Source organism: Micromonospora sp. DT15 (genome assembly GCF_049841475.1).
Classification (GTDB): Bacteria; Actinomycetota; Actinomycetes; order Mycobacteriales; family Micromonosporaceae; genus Micromonospora.
Genome location: NZ_JBNCKJ010000011.1, coordinates 124,938 through 145,912, shown reverse-complemented (window position 1 = coordinate 145,912; position 20,975 = coordinate 124,938). Strand labels below are relative to the sequence as shown.

The following is a 20,975-nucleotide window of genomic DNA, read 5'->3' as shown; positions in this document are numbered from 1 at the left end:
GGACAAGCATGTGTGAAAACCTTCACCACCACCTCAAGTGCCCTTCACCACCGTCCCCGACCGCCCCAGGCCAGCGCGTCCCCCCTGCCACCATGATCAAGTGCTGAAAAGTAGGTAACCGGAGCGTTTCTGACCTACTTTTCATCACCTGATCACCGTGCGCCGCGCCCGCTGCATTCGGAGTGAACTGATGTCGATCGCCTGGCGAGACGCGATGAGCCAAGCCCTCTACGGGCCGGGCGGCTTCTTCGTCGCCGGCACCGGCCCGGCCGACCACTTCCGCACCAGCGTGCACGCCTCCCCGGCCTTCGCCACCGCGCTCCGGCGCCTTGTCGCAGAGGTGGACTCGGCCCTGGGCCATCCGCCACGGCTCGACGTGGTCGACGTCGGGGCCGGGCGGGGGGAACTGCTGCTAGCCCTGCGCCGCCTTCTCGCGTCTGAAGGCGCCGTTGGGGTTGCGGTGGGGGTTTCCGGGGAGCCCGCCCACTCCGGGCGGTCAGGCTTGATCCCTCCGTGGGCGGGCTCCCCGGAAACCCTGACGCCCACGGCCGCCGCCCGTCCGCTGGGCGAGGAACCGTCGTTGGTCGCCGCTCGTCCGTCGCTCGCCGAGCGCGTGCGCTTCACAGCCGTCGAGTACGCACCTCGCCCGGAGAACCTGCCCGAAGAGATCAACTGGGTGTCCGAGATTCCGGAGGGGATCACCGGACTGTTGATCGCCACCGAGTGGCTGGACAACGTCCCACTCGACGTGGCCATGCACACCGAAGATGGCTGGCGGTACGTGCTGGTCGATCCCACCAGCGGCGCGGAGACCATCGGCGAACTGGTCCGCCCTGCGGATCATGACTGGCTCACCAGGTGGTGGCCCCACTACTCGTCAACCACGGACGGCAGCTCCACCGCGCCCTCGGCCTTGCCGGGCGCGACAAGCGGCAGCGAGTCGGGTTTCGGGGCAGCCCGGCCGGCGGAGGGATCAAGCCTGACCGCCCGGAGCCGGCCGGGCTGCCCCGAAACCCCCCACCGCGCGGAGATAGGCCGGACCAGGGACGAGACGTGGGCCAACGCGGTCGGGAAGATCAGCCGAGGGCTGGCCGTCGCGGTGGACTACGGGCATCTGAGCGAGGACCGGCCGGTCGACGGGACGTTGACCGGGTACCGGGGTGGGCGGCAGGTGCCTCCGGTGCCCGACGGGTCGAGTGACGTCACGGCGCACGTGGCCATGGACTCTGTCGCCTCCGCTGGTGCGGCGGTCGCCCGGTGCGCGTACTCCCTGGTCTTGCAGCGGGAGGCGCTGCGGGCGCTCGGGGCCGACGGCGGGCGACCACCGCTCAGCCTGGCCGGCACCGACCCGGTCGGCTACGTGCGGGCGCTGGCCGCCGCGTCGACGGTGGCCGAGCTGACCGACCCGGCCGGGCTGGGTGGGCACTGGTGGTTGCGCCAGCCGGTCGGCATCCCGCTCGGGTCGGCCGTGGCACGATGACGGGCATGACCACCGACGCCGGGGACCTCCGCGAACTGACCGTCGGCACCGGGGCCGGGCTGATCCCCGGCACCGGTGATCAGCAACTCGGCACCGACATGGTGCTGAACATCGGTCCGCAGCACCCCTCCACCCACGGCGTGCTGCGGTTGAAGCTGGTGCTCGACGGCGAGCGGGTGGTCGCCTGTGAACCGATCGTCGGCTACATGCACCGGGGCGCGGAGAAGCTCTTCGAGGTGCGTGACTACCGGCAGATCATCGTGCTGGCCAACCGGCACGACTGGCTCTCGGCGTTCTCCAACGAGCTGGGTGTGGTGCTCGCTGTGGAACGCCTGATGGGCATGGAGGTGCCGGAACGGGCCACCTGGCTGCGAATGGCCCTGGCGGAGCTGAACCGGGTGCTGAACCACCTGATGTTCCTCGGCTCGTACCCGTTGGAGATCGGGGCGATCACGCCGATCTTCTACGCCTTCCGGGAACGCGAAACCATCCAGGCGGTGATGGAGGAGGTCTCCGGTGGCCGGATCCACTACATGTTCAACCGGGTGGGTGGCCTCAAGGAAGAGGTCCCGTACGGGTGGACCGGGCGGGCCCGCGCGGCGATCGGCGAGGTACGCCGCCGGTTGCCCGACCTGGACCACCTGATCCGGCGTAACGAGATCTTCCTGGCCCGCACCGTCGGCGTGGGTGTGCTGTCCGCCGCGGACGCCGCCGCGTTCGGCGCGTCCGGGCCGGTGGCCCGCGCGTCCGGGCTCGACCTGGACCTGCGCCGCGACGACCCCTACCTGGCCTACGACGAGCTGGACGTGCCGGTGGTCACCAAGACCGCCGGCGACTGCCATGCCCGCTTCGAGGTACTGCTCGACCAGGTGTACGCGTCACTGGACCTCGCCGAGCAGTGCCTCGACCGGGTGGACCGGCTGACCGGGCCGATCAACACCCGGCTGCCGAAGGTGCTCAAGGCGCCGGAGGGGCACACGTACGCCTGGACGGAGAACCCGCTCGGCATCAACGGCTACTACCTGGTGTCGCGGGGTGAGAAGACGCCGTGGCGGTTGAAGCTGCGCACCGCCTCGTACGCGAACGTGCAGGCGTTGGCCACCCTGCTCCCCGGCTGCCTGGTCCCCGACCTGATCGCGATCCTCGGGTCGATGTTCTTCGTGGTCGGGGACATCGACAAGTGACCGGAGCCGCCTGACCGGTCACCGCCAGCGGTCGGTGGGCGGCGCGCCCCCGGCACGCGGCACGTCGTCCTGCGGCGGGTAGCCGTAACGCTCGTCGACCCGCCGCCGGCCGGTCCGTTCGGGCGCCGGTTCCGCCTGGTGGCCGCGTTGGCGCGGTGGACGCCACTCGTCCGGCATCGGCACACCGCCCACCGGCAGCGCCGGCCTCTCCGGCTCGGCCCGCCGACCACCGTCGTGGCGGCGCGGTTCCTCATACCGGCCGGCGTCCTCGTAGCGGCCGGCGTCCTCGTGACGGCGCGGCTCCTCGTAGCGGCCGGCGTCCTCGTGACGGCGCGGCTCCTCGTGACGGACGGCGGCCCAGCGGTCGGCCACCCGGTACTCGGTGCCGCTGGCGTCGGCGTGCACCTCGGCCCGACGTTCGCCGACGCGCAGTTCTCGACCGTTCTCGTCGTCGCGGACGGCAGCCCACCGGTCACCGGCCCGCAGCTGAGACCAGTACTCGCCGGTGTCGTCGGCCCGCAACGGCGGCCCGGCCTGCGGCGCCGGGGCGCCCGCCCGGTCGCGCTGCTCCGACCAGCCCCGATCGTCCGGGCTGTCCCAGGATTCCGCCGCCGGCCTCTCCGGGCTGCGGTGTGACCGGGCTGGCGGGGCCGGCTCGTCGGGCTGGGCGTACGCGTCGCGCCGATCCGTCCACTCCGGTTCGTCGCGGCGGCCCGTCCAGCCCGCCTCGTCGCCGTACCCGGCTCGGGGGTGCTGCTCCGGCTCTTGCCTCGCCCGGCCGGCCGGGCGTGGGGGCTGATCGGCGTCGCCGCCCCGGGTCCACTCCTGCGCGGGTGGGGTCCACTGACCGGCGTACCCGCCGCCGCCGTAGCGCCCGGCCGGCTCGGCCGGGCCGCCGTCCACAACTGTGTGTCGGGTGGTGACGTGCACGGTCTCGGTGTGCCGGACCACGCCACCCGGCCGGTGCGCCGCCTCGGGGCGGTCGTGCTCCCGGGGGCGCGCTGAGCCGTACGCGGTGGCAGCCGGTCGTTCCCCGCCGTACATTCCGGCAACGGGCTTCTCGGGGGCCTCCCGGGCGTACGCCGGCTCGTCGTCGTCCGGGTGCCCGGGGCGGCCCCACCGGGGCGCGTCGTCGGGGCCGGAAACCCGGGCGCGGCCGGCCGGCGCGTCGGCCCGGTTACGGGCCACCGGCGTGTCGTCCACCGGCGGCTCGACGGCAGCCACCCGGGCCCGTGCGGCACCCGCCGGCTCGACGGCGGGGGCGGCACCGGCGAGGGCGGCACCACTGGCGTCGAGACGGCGGCGCACCGCGGCGATCCCCTCATGGGCCCGTTGCGCCTGGTCGAGTGCCTGGTTACCGCGCTGGGCGGCGGCCACGATCTCGCCGCGCAACTCCCGACGCAGTTCCTCGATCTCGTCCAGCAACTCGTCGGTCCGCGCCGAGGCGCCCTCGTTGTCGGGCCGCAAGGCGATGGAGAGGCCGATCAGCACCACCGCGAGGATGGCGAGCACCGCGGCGAAACGCAACGGGCCATTGCCGTCGGCCACCAGCAGGATCAGCGCCGCCACCGGCGCGAGAGCGACGCCCGCCCAGAAGAGCATGGTCAGCAGCGTTGGTTGACGCCGGGCGTCAGAGGTGGCCGGGGCTGGCATGGATGTGCAGCCTACCCACGACATCCAGCGGAGGGAACGGGGTCCCCGGACGCCGGGACGCCCCCGCCCGGTCGGGGCGGGGGCGTCCTCAGCACCTGCGGAAAGGGGCTCAGCTGGTGGCGAAGGCGCCATCCGACGAGAAGATCAGACCCACGCTGATCGAACCGTCGCGGAGCCCGCTCTTGGTCAGCGGCCCGCCCTGGTCCAGGGAGGAGAACTTGCCGACCGACAGCCCGTAGGTCTTCTCCAGGCCCGGCTTGCAGAACGGACGCTGCTCGCACTCCGGCGGGCCACCCAGCACTGTCGCGCTGCCGGAGCACTTCGCCGCCAGCTCGGAGAGGGTCCGCACGCCGTACTTGTCGGCGAAGGCCTGGGTCACCGCGAAGGCGTTCTGGTCCTGCGCGGCGGCCGGGGTGCCGAAGGTGAGGCCGGCCTTGTCGCCCTCGGTCTTCAGCGCGGTCACCGTCGTGTTGATGTCCGGCGAGGAGATCGGCTGGGCGTTCTGGCCGTTGGCCTTGGTGTTGAGGAACTCGGCCATCGTCGCCGCGTACTCCGGGACGACCTGGATCTCGCCCTTCTCCAGAGCCGGCGCGTAGAGCTCCCGGTTGCCGATCTGCTGCACCTTGACCTGGTAGCCGGCGGCGCTGAGCGCGATCCGGTACAGCTCACCCAGGATCTGACTCTCGGCGAAGTTGCCGGCGCCCACAGTGATGTCGCCACCCGGGCCCTTGGCGATGCCGGCGGTGAGGTTGTTCGCGCTGGCGAACTCCTCGGCCGCCACCTTGGGGGTCTTGCGGTCCTCGTTGACGGCCTTGTTGAGCTGGATCAGCTTCGGGGTGTCGAGTGCCGCGGAGACCTTGTCCAGTGCGGCGATCAGCTGCGGGTTGGCCGCCTTGCTGTTGACCGCAGGGATGACATTGTCGGAGTTCTGGAGCTTCTTGTCGTCCTGCAGAGCGATGAGCTGCTGGCCGGCGACCGGGGCGCACCCGGCGCCGGAGGCGCTCGTCTGGGGTGCGTCGGTGCCGGACGAGCCGGCGTCACCGCAGCCGGTGAGCAGTGCTGCCCCGGCGACGGCGCTGACCGCCCCGATCGCCAGGCGTGTACGTGCGCGCATGTGCCCGCCTTCCGTGTCCCGGCGCGGCCCGTCCCGGGCCGGCCGCGTGTCCGACGGGCGATCCTGACTGTCGGCCGCCCGCGAATGTCCACCCAACATCCTCCGGAACCGACCGACAACTTGTGATGGACTTCGTCACCCCATCGTCACCGATTTGACGGCTGTGGGTCGCCAGCTCGACGCGGGCTCACCCGGACGGGTCAGGCGCTCCCGGTGGCGTCGGCGGCCCGGGGCCGCCCGAGGCGCTGCCGCCCACGCCGCAGCGGCTTGGGGGTGACCAGCCGTTCGACGCCGCCGAGGACCACCTCGGCCAGCAGCGCGAGCCCGGCCACCAGCACACCACCGGCGACGATCTGCCCGCCGCCGGCCGCGATTCCGATGCCAAAGCCGGTCCGGATGATCTGGCCCAGGCCGCCGCCGTTGACGAAGGAGGCCAGCGCGGCGGTCGCGATCACCTGGACCGCCGCGGTGCGGAAGCCGGCCGCCAGATAGGGCACCGCGAGCGGCAACTCCACCCGGCGCAACAGCTGCGTGCTGGACAGGCCCATCCCCCGGGCCGCGTCGCGGGCCTCCGGGTCCACCTGCCGCACCCCGGTGTACGCGTTGGCCAGCAGCGGGGGCACGGCGAAGACGGCGAGCGCCACCACGACCGGCGTCTTCCCGAAGCCGCTGGCGAAGACCACCGGGAGGATGGTCAGCAGCGCCAGGGTGGGGATGGCCAGGGTGGCGTTGGAGATCAGCACCACGAGGCCGCCACCTCGACCGAGGTGCCCCAACCAGAGCCCGAGCGGCCAGGCCACCAGGCAGCCGAGCGCCACCGCCAGGGCGGAGATCGTCAGGTGCTCGCCGAGCCGGTCCAGCATGCCGCCGGGGTTGGTCCAGTTCAGTGGGTCGTTGATCCAGGTGACGGCCTGCCCGATCGGGTTCTCCGCGACGGTCACCGTGCCCTCCGGGTGGACCAGGGGGTCACCAGTCGGGCGACCAGGATGAGCAACAGGTCGAGCACGACCGCGAGCGCGACGCAGAGCAGTGCGGCCGTCATGATCTCGGCCTTGTAGAGGTTGTTCTGGAAGCCCGCGAAGATGAGCTGCCCGAGCCCGCCGTGCCCGACCAGCACCCCGACCGTGACCAACGCCACCGTCGAGACGGTCGCCAGCCGTACGCCGGTCACGATGCCCGGCAACGCCAGCGGGAGGTCGATCCGGAACAGCCGCCTCCAGCGGCCGTAACCCATGCCCTCGGCGGCCTCGCGAACCTCCGGGGGCACCTGGTTGAGGCCGGCCACCACGTTGCGCACGATCAGCAGCAACGCGTAGAGGACCAGCCCGACCAGCACCGTGGTCGCACCGGTGCCCAGGTAGGGGGCGATGAACGCGAAGAGCGCCAACGACGGGATGGTGTAGACAACCCCGCTGACAGCGAGGATCGGACCGGCGAGCGGACGGACCCAGTACGCCAACACGGACAACGGCAGGGCGATCAACACCGCGATCAACACCGCTCGCCCGGTGAGGGAGGCGTGTTCGCGCACCGCAGCGAGGATCGTGTCAGAGTTGTCCCGCACGTACTGCCAGGAGAACCAGGGGTTACCCGGGTCGGCCCGGTAGCTCAGGCGGAAGGACATACGTGGACGTTACCCCGGAGGCTGCCGACGTGACCCAATCCCCTCGCGCGGCGTCGATCTCGCTGGAGGGCATCCAGAAGCGCTACCCGAACGGCACCGAAGCTGTCCGGGACCTCAGCTTGGAGGTCCGGGCCGGCGAGCTGGTGGTGCTGATCGGCCCGTCCGGCTGCGGCAAGTCGACGGTGCTGCGGATGATCAATCGCCTGATCGAACCGACCGCCGGTCGCATCACGCTCGGCGACGAGGACGTCACGAACGTCGACCCGGTGCGACTGCGCCGTCGAATCGGATACGTGATCCAGAACGTCGGCCTCTTTCCACACCAGACCGTGCGGGCCAACGTGGCCACCGTGCCGGGCCTGCTCCGCTGGCCCAAGGGCCAGACCCGGGCCCGGGTCGACGAGTTGCTCGACCTCGTCGGGCTGGACCCTGCCGAGTTCGGCGGTCGCTACCCGCACGAGCTGTCGGGTGGCCAGCGGCAGCGGGTCGGGGTGGCCCGGGCGCTCGCCGCCGACCCGGTGGTGCTGTTGATGGACGAACCGTTCTCGGCCGTCGACCCGATCGTCCGGGCCCGCCTCCAGGAGGAGTTCCTGCGCCTCCAGGCCGAGGTGCGCAAGACGATCGTGCTGGTCACCCACGACCTCGACGAGGCCGTCCGACTCGGTGACCGGATCGCCGTCCTCTCCGAGGGCGGGCACCTGGAGCAGTACGACACCCCGGCCGCGCTGCTCGGCGCACCCGCCACCGCGTTCGTACGCGAGTTCGTCGGCGCCGACCGGGGCATCCGCCGGTTGGCGGTCACCCCGCTCGACCGGGAGGCGCTGGAGCCGGTGCCCGAGGACGCCGCACCGGACCTGCCCACCGTCGCCGTGGACGGCTCGGCGTACGACGCGTTGGCGGTCCTGCTCACCTCGGGCCGGGACCGGCTCCTCGTGACCGACGCCGGCCGGCCGGTGGGCGCGCTCAGCCGACAGCGCCTCCTCGACCTCGGCCGCCCGACCAGCTGACTCGCCCCGGCGCACGTACGACAGTCGCGCCTGACCCCACCTCGGTGTGGTCAGGGCGACTGTCGAGGCGCGGTCAGGCGCGACCGCCGAGGCTGGCGATGCCGATGATCCACCCGGTAAGGAAGCCGTAACCGGCACCGGTGCTGGCGTCCTGAAGGGCCCCCAGCAGTGACGGTGCCGGGCCGAGCAGCGCCGCCAACACCGCGGCCAACCCGCCAGCCAGCACGTACGCGGCCCAGCCGGAGAAGAACTGGCTGACCGGGCCGGGCACCCGGGCGACCTGGGCGGCGGGCAACAGGTAGAGCAGCGCCACCGCGAGGACCACCAGCAGGACGGCTCGCAGGTCGGCGGCGAACAACCCGCCGGCCTGCCCGTCCGCGTCGAGCCGCCAGGCCGGCCAGGCGAGCAGGCGCGCGTAAAAGACCCCGGCCGACTCCGGGTCGGTCAGGGTGACGGCCCACCCGGTGTACGCCGGACTGCCGCAGATGCCGACCAGCAGCAACACGGCGAGCGCGCCGGTGCCGGCGGCCGTGCCGTAGCGGCTGACCGGGCCGGAACGGTGGACCAGCGACGCGATCCGCCCAGGCCCCGAACCGGTGGATCGGGCCGACCTGGGCTGCCCCGAGCGGCTCAGTGCTTCATCAGGTAGTCGATGAAGGCGGCCCGCAGCAGCGGCGCCGACTCCTCGTAGCCGTGACCGGTCAGCTCCCGCCACAGCGCGTTGGCCTCGTCGATCGTCGGGCCGATCGAGTTCGGGGCGCCATCCAGCACCGTTGCCTCGTCCGCGTTCGGCAGGTGGCGCAGCACCGACCAGAAGAAGCCCACGTCCCGATGGTCCCGGGCCCGGGCGAACGCCCGCTCCCGCAACTCCTCGGTGGACAGCGCGTCAAGGTCCTCGAACGAGGTTCCGCCCGGGGTGGCGGCAGGTGAGTCGGTCATGTCGCCGAGCCTAACGGTCGAGATCAGCTCCGGCTCGGCGGACGCGGCGCGGCTCACCGCTCGTCGGTGTCCCACCGTCGCGGGCCGTCCTCCCACCGCGGATCCCGCCACGGGTCGATCGGCTGCGGCGCGGCCTGGGTCGGCAGCGTGGGAGGCCAGTTGTCGACGGACTGCGGCTGCGGCGTGGTCCAGCCCGAGCTGATCGTGCCGTCGCTGACCGGCTCGGGCCGCTCCGGCCTGCCCGGTCGGGGCCGCCCGAGCGTCTCGACCAGCCGAGTCGCCAGCAGCCCGACGCCGAGCGCGGCCCCACCGACCGCCCAGTTGCTCAGCGTCCAGCCGCGCTCCGACGCGTACACCTGGAAGACGGTGACCAGGCCGACCGCCAACAGCATGCCGAACACACCGCCCCGGCGGCCGTACGCGCTGGTGCCGGCGAGCATGGCCACGCCGACGGCCAGCACCGTCCAGTCCAGCCCCGAGGTGGGCGCAACCGGCCCGGGGTCGTTGGCGGCGAGCAGTATGCCGGCCAGAGCGGCCAGCACGGTGGAGACGACAAGCGCGGCGGCGGTCACCACGGCGGCGACCGCGCCCCGCCGACGGGCCGGATCGGCGATCGGTCGGTATCGGCCGACGAGCCGACGGATCGCCCGGATCGCGCCGAACAACCCACCCAGGACGGCCACCGCGGCGAACCCGGCGAACAGGTAACCGGCGCTGCCCCTGGGGTCGTAGTCGCCCTGCACCAGCACGGGCGCCGATCGACGTTCGATGTACACCACCACGGCGGCGGCGCCGGCCAGGCTGGCCGCCCAGCCCGGCACGTGCAGCACCACCACGGCCAGCGCCAGCGCCAGCCCGCCCACCGCGGCGACCGCCACGGCCGGGCCGAGCGACTCCGGCAGACCCCGGTCACCCTGCTCGGCGTAGTGCAGGGCGGCGGCTACCGCGATCGGGCCGACGGCCAGGTTCGGCGCGGCAGTCCGCAGGCTCAACCCTGCGGCCAGTGCGAGCAACCCCAGCCCGACCGCGTCGATCAGGAGCGTGCGCAGGTTCTCGTCGCGCACCGCAGCCGGATCCTCCCGCCAGAGCAGCCAGCTCACGACGGCCAGCCCGGCCAGCAGCAGCAGCTCCCACCCCAGGTGTACGCCGATCCGATCCCGGCCGGGCTCACCGTGGGTGGGATCGTCGAAGACGTTGTCCAGAACGGCGGCCGGCACCCCGGAAGAGGGTTCGGCCGACCGGTCCCGGCCCGCTTCTTCGTAACCCATGACGCCGCCTCCCCAGTGGCCGACCGTCCCCAGTCCGGCGCACGGACGGACCCTGGGCGGCCCTTGCTCCCCGATCGCAGGCACCGTACCCGCGACCGCAGCCGGGCGTAACCCCCTGCTCAGCGCTGGCCGGGGCGGCTCTCCCGCGGGTCCTGCTCGTGCTCGTCGTCCGGGCGTTCCGGCACCCGGCAGGAGCGCTCCAACCAGAGCGCGGCGCCGACCAGTGCCAGCGAGGCGAGCAGGCCTCCGCCGGCGGCCGGTCGATCGTCCAGGGCGGCGCGGGTGGTCTCCACGAAGAGCCAGCCGGTGAGCCCCGCGTAGAAGCCCGCGAAGATCGCGGCGGCCAGCGCCGACGCCTTGGCCAGCACCACGAAGCGGGCGACCAACAGCGGATTGACCGGCTCCCGACCCGGTTTGCGCTCGATCCGGCCCCGGGTGTTGATCGCGGCGTACGCCTCCAGCACGGCGAGCCCGGCCAGCGTCACCACCGGCAACCAGGGCAGCCGGGGAATCCCGCTGTAGTAGAGGGTGCTGATCAGCAGCCAGGCCACCGCCGCCGCAGCCAGGCCGGCCACGACCAGGGTCGAGATCCGGGTGGGGCCCATCCGCGACCCGTCCGGGCCCGACCCGCGGGGTGGGGGCTTCGCCTGCGTCATGCCGGCCGGTTCCGCTCGGTCATGCCGTCGACTCTAACGCCAACTCCGGCCGGGGACGCAGTTCCAACGCCCCGTCCGCCGCAGGGCCGGTGGTCAGCAGGTCGGTCAGCCAGCCGTGACCGGGCAGCCGTCCGTACGGCTGGATGTCGATCCACGGACGCAGCACGAAGGCGCGCAGGTGCGCCCGGGGGTGTGGCAGGGTCAACTCCGGGTCGTCGCTGAGCACCGGCTCGTCGTCGTCGCCCCAGACCGCGATCACGTCCACGTCGAGGGTGCGCGGCCCGAACCGCCGCTGCGGGTCACGGACCCGGCCGGCTGCGCGCTCCGCGTCGCGGGCCCGTTCCAGCCAGTCGCGCGGGCTCGCGCTCTCGTCCTGCACGAGCACCACCGCGTTGAGGTACGCGGGCTGATCGGTGTCGCCCCACGGTGGAGTCTCGTACACCCCGGAGAGCACGAGCACCGCGTCGCCGAGAGTGGCGACGGCTGTGCGCAGGTGCTCCAGGCGGTCGCCCAGGTTGCTGCCGAGCGAGAGAACCGCCCGGGTCACCGGGTACGCGCCCGGGTCATCGTGACGGCCACGTCGGTGAAGGTGTGCGGCACCGGCGCCTCGGGCTTGTGCACTGTGATCGTCGCGGCGTCGACCCGAACGTCTGCCAGACAGACCGCGAGGAGCCGGTCCGCCAGGGTCTCGATCAGGTTGACCGGCTCGCCGGTCACCACCGCGACCAGGCGTTCGGCCAACTCGCCGTAGTGCACTGTGGCGGCAACGTCGTCACTGGCGGCGGCCGGGCCTAGGTCCAGCTCCAGGACGGCGTCGACCACGAAGTCCTGCCCCTGAACGCGTTCGAAGTCGTACACCCCGTGCCGGCCGTGCGCCCGCAGGCCGGTCAGCTGGATCCGGTCCGTCGTCATCGCCGTACCCCATGCTCGTGATCGTGGTGGGTCAACTTCCTGTCGTGCGACGGCACGGCCAGGCGAGGGCTGCCGGTGGCCGCCCAAACGGCGAGCGCGTCGGCGGTGGCCCGCACGTCGTGCACGCGTACGCCCCAGGCGCCCGCGGCGACCGCCAGCACACTGGTGGCCACGGTGGCCGCCTCCCGCTGGGCGGTCGGTCGCGGCGTACCGTCCGCGGCGGCGAGCAACCCACCGAGGTACGACTTGCGGCTCGCCCCGAAGAGCAGCGGATAGCCGAGATCCAGCAACTCCGGCAGGCGGGCGCTGAGCTCCCAGTTGTGCGCGGCCGTCTTGGCGAAGCCGAGCCCGGGGTCGACGATGAGGCGGTCGGCGGCCACCCCGGCGGCCAGCGCCGTGTCGATCCGTTGGGACAGCTCGGCCCGGACGTCGGCCACCACGTCCGTGTAGGTGGCCAGATCGCGCATGGCACGGGAGTGCCCTCGCCAGTGCATCAGCACCCAGGGGCAGTGCGCGTCGCGGACCACCCGGGCCATGTCCGGGTCGGCCAGGCCACCGGAGACGTCGTTGACCACCGCAGCGCCGGCGGCCAGGGCGGCCTCCGCGACCCGCGCGCGGCTGGTGTCAACGCTGACCGCCACACCAGCGGCGGTCAGCTCGCGAATGACCGGCAACACCCGCTCGGCCTCGGTCTCGGCGTCGATCCGCGCGGCGCCCGGACGGGTCGACTCGCCGCCGATGTCGACCAGGTGCGCTCCGGCGTCCCGTAGACGGACGCCGTGTCCGACGGCGGCGTCCAGGTCGGCGTACCGTCCGCCGTCGGAGAAGGAGTCCGGTGTGACGTTGAGGACGCCCATCACCACCGGGCCCGAAGCCCGCACCAGATCGGTCACGACTAGACGGTACCGGTCGCGGCGGCGGCGCCCAGCGACCCGGGTGGGCCCCGCACCACTACCCCTGACGTGCCGATTAGAACAGGTGTACGATCGGTCATCCGGGCAGTATCGGGCAGTCCCTTCGCGGCTTGTCGCAATCCGGGGCGGCCCGTACGCTTTGGAATTGGCCAGCATCGAGATGGCGAAGCTTGGAGGGAGGGCCGAAGCGGGGAAAATCCGCCCAAACCTCGCCACCCTCCGTGGTGAGTAACGAACACAGGGTCAAGAACGCCATGCCCTGTGGAGCACTTTTCCCGCCAGGCTTGCCTATTGCACCGCCGCGGCATCGCCGGCCGCGCTATGGGGAGGTTCCAGTGATCGCCTACGAGCTCATGGAGACGGCGTCGTCCGGCGTCGCCCACGCGCTCTCCACCCTGGCGTCGACTCCACTCGCGGAGCCGGCACCGAAGGGGATCGACACCAACAGTGTCGTCACCTTCTTCGCCAGCAAGATCGCGCCGATCCTGCTCGCAGTCCTGGGCGTCATCTTCATCGGCCGTGCCAGCCGAGGCGAGATCTCCAAGGTGCTGACCAGCTCCGCGATCGCCATCGTCGGGCTCGCCTTCATCGCGGGCGCGGCAACACTTTTCTTCGTCGGCGATTACCTGATCGACCTGATCTTCGAATAGGCGCGTTCACCAGATGCGGCTGCGCACCGACGACGACATCTACCGGGCCCGCCTGGTCTACCTCGGGCCGCCCGGTTACACCCTTCCGGTCCACCTGCCCTACGCCCAGTACGGGCTCTTCATGTTGCTGGTCCCCCTCTACATGTTCATCCACTGGCTGTTCACGTTGACGGTCGAGCTCTTCCCCGCCTGGGAGATCGCGCTCGCCATCGTGACCACGTCGTTCATCTTCCGGCACGTCGACCCCGATCGGCCGGCGCGGGTGGTCATCCGCACCGCGCTGACCGACTGGCGACGCACCCGGGAGCCGGCAGTCGAGCAGCGCGATCCGCGCCTGGTCGGCAGCCGGATCAGGATTCGGGAGGAACTGGCATGACCGGACGTATGTCGAACGGCCCGTCGCAGGACGCGGGCATGGGTCTGCCGACAGCCGCCGAGGCGATCGCATGAGCCGCTCCTCCACGCCGGGCTCCCCGGCCGGCCGCCCTGGCGCACCGGTCGGTCACCGTGCGCACTCGTTCGACTACATCGAGGACGAGGACGAGGTTGCCCTCGACCCCGCGCTGGTGACGTCACCCGGCCACGGTGCCGTCGGCGTGTTCCAGGCACCCCGGCCGGTTCCCCGCCGGCCGCCACCGGCCGAGCCCACCGCCGTGTCGTCCGGCGAGAACGCCGACATCGACTCCCCCTTCCTGGACCTCTTCGGCGGCGGAGGGCGACCCGGCACGGCGCGAGCCGTCACGGCCGGCCCGAGCACCCGCGAGCAGCCGGCGATCCCGCATCAGCCGCCACCAACCGCCGGCCCGGCACCCGCTCGCGCGGTTCCCGAGCTTGAGCCACCGTGGACCCCCGCCGACAACGGTGGCCTACCCGCCGACCCTCGGCACGGGGGCGGCCACCAGGCCAGCGAGTCCCGGGTGCCGCATCAGGCCGGGGATCGACGGCCGATGGGGCGTCCGTCGGATGAGCCCGATCCGTCCGCCGGCGGTCCGTCCGTGACCGCCGGCCCCGCCCGCCGACCCGCCGGCACCGCGTCTAGTGGCCGCCCCCCAGCGACGCCGGCGGCCCGACCGGCGGCTCAGGCGCAGCCCCAGCCGACGGCCGCCAGCCGGTCCACGGCTCCGCCGGAGCAGCCGGCGATGATCACATCTGCGAATCGGCCAGCTCTCGAGCGCACCGCGCGTCGGGCCACCGACCCGGAACGACCCAGAGGCACCGGCACCGCGGCCCCCGGCAAGGAGGTCGCCGCACCCCGACAGCGCACGGCGAGCCGACCGGACCGACCGATCAAGCCGACCCGGGTTCGCGCTCCGAAGATCAAATTCGGGGATCGGGATCCGTCGGTCGAACTGGCCATCACCGAGATCGCCGGCCACCTCACCTTCACACCGAACACCGTCACCGCCTGGTACTGGCTGCCCGAGGTCCGCTGGGCGTTCCGGCCGGACGCCGAACGCGAGGCGCTGCTGTCGGCGATCTCCGAGCAGTACGCGGGCCTGGCCGGCTTCCGACTGCACCTGCGCCGCACCACCCGGCCGTTCCCCGCCGACGAGTGGGCTCGCACCATCGACACGCACACGGCGGCGCCGCTGCCCGACGTTCCCGGCACCACCGGCTGGGCCGACCACCTGGTCGCCGCCCAACGCCACCTGATGGCGGTCAACCACGCCGAGGGCCAGACCTACCTCGGTGTCACCTTCGCCCGGCGTTCCCTCGGCGACTCGCTCACCGAGCGGCTGCTGCGCACCTTCGGACGAGGCACCGCCGATGGCGAGCGCCGCAAGCTCGGCCGCACCGTCGAACAGTTCGACGAGGTGCTCGGGGCATTCGGCATGCGGGGCCGACGGGTCACCGCCCAGGAGCTGGAATGGCTGCTCTACCGCTCGGTGGCGCTGTGCATGTCACCGCCGAGCACCCTCTCCCCCGTGACCGACGGGCGCTGGGAGCGCGGCGACCTGCTCGCCATGACCGAGCAGGTCGAGCGCTACCGCACCCCGTACGGCTCGACGGTCAAGCTGGTCAACCGGATGACCGGCGAGGAACGGCACGTGGCAGTGCTCGCCGTCGGCCGGATGGAGCCGCTGGAGATCCCGGAACGACACGAGCCCTGGCTGCACTTCCACGAGCGGCTGCCCTGGCCGATGGAGATCTCCACCCGCGTCGACATCCTCGGCTCCGGCGACTCCTTCCGTAACCTGGAACACCGGCTGCGGATGATCCGCTCGCAACAGCTCGACTACGCCGAACACGGCATCGACGCGCCCCCGGAGCTGGAACGACTGGCCAAGCGCGCCCTGGTGATCGGCGACGAGATGACCACCGGTCTCCCGGTCGACTCGGCCCGTGCGCACGGCTGGCACCGGATCGCAGTCGGCGGCCGGACCAGGGAGGAATGCCTGGAGCGGGCCCGCCGGCTCATCCAGCTCTACTCCCGGGAGCTGCGCATCTCGCTGCAGCACCCGAAGAACCAGGACTGGCTGGCCCGCGAGTTCATCCCCGGCGAGCCGATCGCCAACACCGGCTACGTGCGTCGCATGCCGGTGCCGTTGCTCGCCGCCGCGCTCCCCCAGGCCGCGTCCAACGTGGGCGACCGGCGGGGCGACCTGATCGGCCGTACCGCCGGCACCTGCCGCCGCCCGGTCTTCCTCGACCTGCACTTCCCCATGGAGGTCCGGGAACGCTCCGGGCTCGCGGTCTTCGTCGCCGAACCGGGCGGTGGCAAGTCCACCCTGCTCGGCGCCCTGGGCTACCTGGCCGCCCGCCGAGGTGTCCAGGTGACCCTGCTCGACCCGTCCGGCCCGCTGGCCCGCCTCTGCGCGATGCCCGAGCTGCGGCCGTACTCCCGGGTGTTGAACCTGACCGGCTCGGAACACGGCACCCTGGCGCCCTACTCGCTGATCCCGACGCCGCTGCGCTCCGAGTTCGGCACCGGGGCCGCCGGCGACCGCGAGTTCGAGATCGCCGTCTCCAACGCCCGGGCCGAGCGGCGGATGCTGGTCCAGGACATCTGCATGATGCTCGTCCCGCCGCAGGTGGCCAGGGAGGCGTCGACCGCCACCCTCTTCCGGCACGCCGTCCGCCAGGTCCCCGCCGAGGAGACCTCCACCCTGGACGACGTGGTGAGCTGCCTCGGACGGCTCGACGACGACGCCGGCAAGGAACTGGCCAACCTCCTGCTGGACACCGCCGAGATGCCACTGGCCATGCTCTTCTTCGGCCGACCGCCGGAAGGGCTGCTCGGTGCCGACGCGGCACTCACCGTGATCACCATGGCCGGGCTACGGTTGCCCGACCTCAAGATCGAACGCGAGTACTGGTCAGCCGAGGAAGCACTGGCCCTGCCGATGCTGCACACAGCGCACCGGCTCGCCGTCCGGCGCTGCTACGGCGGCTCGATGTCATCGCGCAAACTCGTCGGCCTCGACGAGGCGCACTTCATGGAAGGCTGGCGGTCCGGGCGCTCCTTCCTTGTCCGACTCGCCCGAGACTCCCGCAAGTGGAACCTGGCCGCACTGGTCGCCTCCCAGAACCCCCGCGACATCCTCGGCCTCGACGTGCAGAACCTCGTCTCCACCGTCTTCGTCGGCCGCATCGCCGAGGACGCCGAGATCGCCTCCGAAGCGCTACGACTGCTGCGGGTGCCCGTCAACGACGGGTACGAGGCCACCCTCGCCTCGCTCTCCGCCGCCGACACCAGCTCGTCCAGCCGGCTCGGCTTCCGCGAGTTCGTGATGCGCGACGTAGACGGACGAGTGCAGAAAGTCCGAGTCGACGTCTCGTACGTCGAAGGGCTGCTGGACCACCTCGACACGACGCCAGCCGCGATAGCCGCGGCGGCCGGAGTCCTGCCGAGCATCCCCCTGCCGGATCTGGAGGCGTGACATGGCTAGGGCCTGGGCAAGGACCGCGTCGTTCCTGCTCGCCCTTGGCGTACTGGCCGGGGCTACCCTCACCTGGCCGCTGATCGGCGCGGAGGCCGCAGCCGCCGCACCGCCCACCGCCCAGGCCCGCGCCGACCTCTGCACGACTGCCGAATGGCAAGCCGACTTCCGCGCCTGCGTGGCAAAGCTGAAGCAGGTCAGCAAGGCCGAAATCGATTGCCGGAAGCCACCCGTGCCTTCCGCTCCGGATTCGGGGCTGGCTGGCTGGTTCGCGTCTCGCCCGGATTCGTCAAAGCTGCCCGGGCCGAAGGGCATCTACAGCGACTACGGCTACGGCGGCTACAGCTACAACACGTACGACGTCGACGGTGGGTGCGCCTCCACCATCCTGCATCCGGACTACAAGTTCACCACCACGGTCGCCAACGGCGAGCTCATGATCGCCACGGCCGTCGTGGGTGCCTCGAACGCCCTGCGTGAACGGGCCTGGGATCCCCGCTCGATGTGGAACTGGGCCGACCCGCTGGTAGAGAAGGCCACTAAGGCGGTCTACCAGAAGGTCTTCAGCGTCTTCGGGATCATCACTCTCTGCGTGGTGGGTCTCTACCTGCTCTGGCGCTCCCGCCAGTCGGACATGAGCAATGCGATGACGACGGCAGGGTGGGCGCTACTGGTGATGGTGGCGGTCACCGCGCTGGCGGCCTGGCCGGTCAAGTCGGCGAACATCGCCGACGGCACCCTGATCACCTCACTCGGCGTCGTTCACGACGCCGTGGGTCCCGCAGCTCGGGACACCCCTGCGGATCGTTGCGTCGTTCCCAACCCAGACGCTTGTGTGGACAAAAGACCGCCTGCTGTTCGTGCCAGCGACACTGCAACCGAGGCAATGCTCTATCGCAATTGGCTGCGCGGAGTGCTCGGCTCGGCGGATAGCGAGACCGCCCGCAAGTATGGCCCTGCCCTTTACGACGCCAAGGCATTCTCCTGGGAGGAGGCCGAGAAGCTACGGGCCAACCCGGCCACCCGGCCAGCGACGATCGAGGCCAAGCAGCAGCAGTGGATGACGGTCGCGGAGCAGATCAAGACCGAGGATCCGGAGGCGTACGAGTTCCTGACGGGCACCCGCGACATGGACCGGATCGGATCTGGTTTCATCGCCGTGCTCGCCGCCGTGCTCTTCGCGATGTTCGACCTGACCGCGTCAGTGCTGGTCCTGCTGGGCTTTTTGATCTTCCGGTGGGCGGTGATCGCTGCTCCGATTCTCGGCACGATCGGCCTACTGCGACCCGCCAGCGCTGGGCTACGCCGACTGGCTAATGCCGTCGTTGCCGCAGTGTTCAACATCGCCATTTTCGGCACTGGCGCCGCGATTTACCTTTTCGCGGTCGATTTGATCATGAGTACCCCCGCTTTGGCCGGTTGGCTTCAGGTGGTGCTGGTCTGGCTCTGCGGGGTGGTCGGGTGGCTGCTGCTGCGGCCGTACCGGCGGATCACGCAACTCGGCGGCAAGGACAGCAGCGAAGCGGTCAGTTCGGCCGGATCCTGGCACCGCCGGTTCTTCCGCGACATGCGGACCGCCGCTCGGCTGGACGTAGCCGAGCCGGGCGGAACCGCCGAGCCGGTGGGCGGACGTCGACGGTCACCCAACGCGGAACAGACCCGACTACGCCCGGAGGCGCGGCGGGAGGACCCGGCTCCGGTGCCGACAGCTGCGGCCGAGGGCCGGCGCGCAGACACGGCGCGCCCCGACGGCCGAGAGCGGCCCGACGAGGCGCCGGCGGAGGAGGGCAAAGGTCGGAGCCGCCCAACCGCCCCGCAGCCCCGACGTCGACAGCCGGCGACCTGGACCGAGCCGGATGTTCCGGCTGAGAACCCGTCGTTCGTTGTCTACCGCCCAGGCTCCACCGAGCGTGTACCGGATCGCACCGGACCTCGGGTGCGCTCAGAGGCGAGGTGACGGCGATGCGACGGGCGCTGGAATTCCTCTTCACCCGGGCGCTGCGGTCCCGGCTGGGCGTTGCGCTCGTGATCGGGGTGGTGGTCGTCGGTGTGCTCGGGGCGGCCAGGCTGATCTCCAGCCCGGGTGACTCAGCCGATGGGTTGAGCAGCCGTCCGGATGGGCCGATCATCACGGTGGACCCGACGGCCGGCGACGACGGTCTGCTCAACAGCGCGGCTCCGCCGCGACCCGTGACGTCGCCCGGCGCCCGCACGCCCGAACAGACCGCCGACCGCTTCGCCAAGGCATGGCTGGGCAGTCCCGGGATGACCACCGAAGAGTGGCAGGCTGGCCTGCGGCCGCTTTCCACGCCGGCGCTGAGGGAGAAGTTGACCGGCGCCGAGCCCGAGAGCGTGCCGGCCGAGAAGGTCACCGGTCCTCCAACCATGCGAGAGCGGACCGAGACGTTCGTCGAGTTGCTGCTACCTCTTGATGCCGGCGGGCTCCGGTTGGAGCTGGTCACCTCCGATGATGGTTGGCTGGTCGACGTTCTGGACTGGGAGCGGCCATGAGCGACGTTGGTAACGCCAGAACCCGCCGCGGCCCCCTACGGCTCGGTGTGGTCGCCGCGGTGCTCACCGGGATGCTGCTTCTGCTCTGCTGCACCGGCGGCACCGCGGCGTTCTTCCTCACCGGGCTCGGAGGCGACGACGCCGAGAACGGCGACACCATGGCAGGCAAGGAGTGCGGGCCGGTCCGGGCGGTGAACATCGCGGGCAAGCTGCCGCGATTCGCCCAGTACGGCGACACACAGGTCCGCAATGCCGCGATCATCATCAAGGTCGGCCAGGACATGGGCGTGCCCTCGCGAGGCTGGGTGGTCGCCCTCGCCACCGCGATGCAGGAGTCCGCCCTGCGTAACCTCGCCAACAGCGGCGTACCCGAATCCCTGGCCCTGCCACACGAGGGCGTTGGCGCGGACCACGACTCGCTGGGCCTGTTCCAGCAGCGGCCGGGGTGGGGCAGTGTCGCCGAACGGTTGAACCCCGCCTACGCGGCGCGCAAGTTCTACGAGAAGCTCGTCAAGGTGGGGAGCTGGCAACAACGACCGCTGACCGTAGTCGCGCAGCGGGTCCAGGTCAGCGCTTACCCGGACGCGTACGCCAAGCACGAAGAGGTAGCCAGCAGGATCGTGGACGCACTGGCCGGCGGGGCGGCCCGCACCGTCGAGATCAACGGCAAGGCGGTGTGCAACGCCGCCGAACGCGGTCAGATCGCCGCCTCCGGCTGGACCGCGCCGATCCCCGGCGGAGTCGGCTCCGGTTTCCGCACCGCCAGCCGACCCCGCCACAACGGAGTCGACATCGGCGCGGCCAAGGGCACCGAGATCCGCGCCGCAGCGACTGGTCGGGTGCTGGTCTCCACCTGCGACGAGGACGACCGCGGCCGAGAAGACTGCAACGTGGACGGATTTCCCGGCAAGGGGGGCTGCGGCTGGTTCGTCGACCTGCTGCACGCGGGCGGCTACATCACCCGGTACTGCCACATGGTGGTTCAGCCCTTCGTCAAGAAGGACCAGATAGTGACGGCCGGTCAGGTGATCGGCAAGGTCGGCAGCAGTGGCAACTCCTCCGGCCCGCACCTGCACTTCGAGGTGCACCTGCGCAACGACCGTAACGCGTCTGGCGCGGTGAATCCAATCCCGTTCATGCGCGAGCGGGGTGCCCCGCTGCGCGCCGCTGAGTGAGGCCAGC

Annotated in this window: 20 protein-coding genes; 9 read left to right on the top strand and 11 right to left on the bottom strand. The window is 71.7% G+C overall.

The window, feature by feature from the left end; all coding sequences use genetic code 11:
- The first annotated feature begins 190 nt into the window (after positions 1-190).
- Together ACLQ3F_RS23855 and ACLQ3F_RS23850 are read left to right on the top strand one after the other, a co-directional pair.
- The gene (locus ACLQ3F_RS23855; RefSeq protein ID WP_425851497.1) at positions 191-1,480 is read left to right on the top strand and encodes an SAM-dependent methyltransferase; all 1,290 of its coding nucleotides are present in this window, start codon (positions 191-193) and stop codon (positions 1,478-1,480) included.
- Positions 1,477-2,664, top strand: a complete 1,188-nt coding sequence (locus ACLQ3F_RS23850) for an NADH-quinone oxidoreductase subunit D (protein ID WP_355005951.1) — start codon at positions 1,477-1,479, stop codon at positions 2,662-2,664. Before ACLQ3F_RS23855 ends, ACLQ3F_RS23850 begins: the two co-directional genes overlap by 4 nt.
- A gap of 18 nt (positions 2,665-2,682) precedes the next feature.
- On the opposite strand, the gene ACLQ3F_RS23845 is transcribed toward ACLQ3F_RS23850, so the two are convergent.
- From ACLQ3F_RS23845 to ACLQ3F_RS23830, 4 genes are all read right to left on the bottom strand, one after another.
- Entirely contained in the window at positions 2,683-4,317 is a 1,635-nt protein-coding gene (locus ACLQ3F_RS23845; RefSeq protein WP_425851495.1) for a hypothetical protein, read from the bottom strand.
- A gap of 109 nt (positions 4,318-4,426) precedes the next feature.
- Complete coding sequence (locus ACLQ3F_RS23840) at positions 4,427-5,431, bottom strand: glycine betaine ABC transporter substrate-binding protein (protein WP_355005953.1); 1,005 nt, start codon at positions 5,429-5,431, stop codon at positions 4,427-4,429.
- A gap of 200 nt (positions 5,432-5,631) precedes the next feature.
- Positions 5,632-6,372, bottom strand: coding sequence for an ABC transporter permease (locus ACLQ3F_RS23835; protein WP_355005954.1), 741 nt, complete (start codon positions 6,370-6,372; stop codon positions 5,632-5,634).
- Positions 6,369-7,055: an ABC transporter permease gene (locus ACLQ3F_RS23830; RefSeq protein ID WP_091403225.1), complete on the bottom strand. Its 687-nt coding sequence runs from the start codon at positions 7,053-7,055 to the stop codon at positions 6,369-6,371. The genes ACLQ3F_RS23835 and ACLQ3F_RS23830 overlap by 4 nt, the downstream gene beginning before the upstream one ends.
- Before the next feature lie 2 nt (positions 7,056-7,057).
- Between ACLQ3F_RS23830 and ACLQ3F_RS23825 the strand changes: the two genes are divergently transcribed.
- The gene (locus tag ACLQ3F_RS23825) at positions 7,058-8,062 is read left to right on the top strand and encodes an ABC transporter ATP-binding protein (RefSeq protein ID WP_425851492.1); all 1,005 of its coding nucleotides are present in this window, start codon (positions 7,058-7,060) and stop codon (positions 8,060-8,062) included.
- A 73-nt stretch (positions 8,063-8,135) separates the two neighbouring features.
- On the opposite strand, the gene ACLQ3F_RS23820 is transcribed toward ACLQ3F_RS23825, so the two are convergent.
- The 7 genes from ACLQ3F_RS23820 to folP all read right to left on the bottom strand — a co-directional run bounded on the left by ACLQ3F_RS23820 (position 8,136) and on the right by folP (position 12,730).
- The gene (locus ACLQ3F_RS23820; protein ID WP_425851491.1) at positions 8,136-8,567 is read right to left on the bottom strand and encodes a hypothetical protein; all 432 of its coding nucleotides are present in this window, start codon (positions 8,565-8,567) and stop codon (positions 8,136-8,138) included.
- A 125-nt stretch (positions 8,568-8,692) separates the two neighbouring features.
- The gene (locus tag ACLQ3F_RS23815) at positions 8,693-9,001 is read right to left on the bottom strand and encodes a hypothetical protein (RefSeq protein WP_425851489.1); all 309 of its coding nucleotides are present in this window, start codon (positions 8,999-9,001) and stop codon (positions 8,693-8,695) included.
- A 53-nt stretch (positions 9,002-9,054) separates the two neighbouring features.
- Positions 9,055-10,269, bottom strand: coding sequence for an ABC transporter permease (locus tag ACLQ3F_RS23810; RefSeq protein ID WP_425851487.1), 1,215 nt, complete (start codon positions 10,267-10,269; stop codon positions 9,055-9,057).
- A 119-nt stretch (positions 10,270-10,388) separates the two neighbouring features.
- On the bottom strand, positions 10,389-10,925 hold the full coding sequence (locus tag ACLQ3F_RS23805) for a DUF3180 domain-containing protein (protein ID WP_355005958.1): 537 nt from the start codon (positions 10,923-10,925) through the stop codon (positions 10,389-10,391).
- 19 nt (positions 10,926-10,944) lie between these two features.
- Positions 10,945-11,472 carry a 2-amino-4-hydroxy-6-hydroxymethyldihydropteridine diphosphokinase gene (gene folK, locus ACLQ3F_RS23800; protein WP_425851485.1) on the bottom strand — a complete coding sequence of 176 codons (528 nt, stop codon included), beginning with the start codon at positions 11,470-11,472 and terminating at the stop codon, positions 10,945-10,947.
- Positions 11,469-11,837, bottom strand: a complete 369-nt coding sequence (gene folB / locus ACLQ3F_RS23795) for a dihydroneopterin aldolase (protein ID WP_425851484.1) — start codon at positions 11,835-11,837, stop codon at positions 11,469-11,471. Before folB ends, folK begins: the two co-directional genes overlap by 4 nt.
- Positions 11,834-12,730, bottom strand: coding sequence for a dihydropteroate synthase (folP, locus tag ACLQ3F_RS23790; protein ID WP_425851482.1), 897 nt, complete (start codon positions 12,728-12,730; stop codon positions 11,834-11,836). Before folP ends, folB begins: the two co-directional genes overlap by 4 nt.
- Positions 12,731-13,086: 356 nt before the next feature.
- Between folP and ACLQ3F_RS23785 the strand changes: the two genes are divergently transcribed.
- From ACLQ3F_RS23785 to ACLQ3F_RS23760, 6 genes are all read left to right on the top strand, one after another.
- On the top strand, positions 13,087-13,401 hold the full coding sequence (locus ACLQ3F_RS23785) for a hypothetical protein (protein ID WP_355005962.1): 315 nt from the start codon (positions 13,087-13,089) through the stop codon (positions 13,399-13,401).
- A 13-nt stretch (positions 13,402-13,414) separates the two neighbouring features.
- The gene (locus ACLQ3F_RS23780) at positions 13,415-13,777 is read left to right on the top strand and encodes a hypothetical protein (protein ID WP_053654782.1); all 363 of its coding nucleotides are present in this window, start codon (positions 13,415-13,417) and stop codon (positions 13,775-13,777) included.
- Between the two features lie 70 nt (positions 13,778-13,847).
- Positions 13,848-17,282, top strand: coding sequence for an ATP-binding protein (locus ACLQ3F_RS23775; RefSeq protein WP_425851480.1), 3,435 nt, complete (start codon positions 13,848-13,850; stop codon positions 17,280-17,282).
- Position 17,283: 1 nt separating this feature from the next.
- Positions 17,284-19,239 (top strand): MFS transporter, encoded by a 1,956-nt coding sequence (locus tag ACLQ3F_RS23770; protein ID WP_425851479.1) that lies wholly within the window; start codon positions 17,284-17,286, stop codon positions 19,237-19,239.
- Complete coding sequence (locus tag ACLQ3F_RS23765; protein ID WP_425851477.1) at positions 19,236-19,793, top strand: hypothetical protein; 558 nt, start codon at positions 19,236-19,238, stop codon at positions 19,791-19,793. The genes ACLQ3F_RS23770 and ACLQ3F_RS23765 overlap by 4 nt, the downstream gene beginning before the upstream one ends.
- Positions 19,790-20,968 carry a M23 family metallopeptidase gene (locus ACLQ3F_RS23760; protein WP_425851476.1) on the top strand — a complete coding sequence of 393 codons (1,179 nt, stop codon included), beginning with the start codon at positions 19,790-19,792 and terminating at the stop codon, positions 20,966-20,968. The genes ACLQ3F_RS23765 and ACLQ3F_RS23760 overlap by 4 nt, the downstream gene beginning before the upstream one ends.
- Positions 20,969-20,975: the final 7 nt, after the last annotated feature.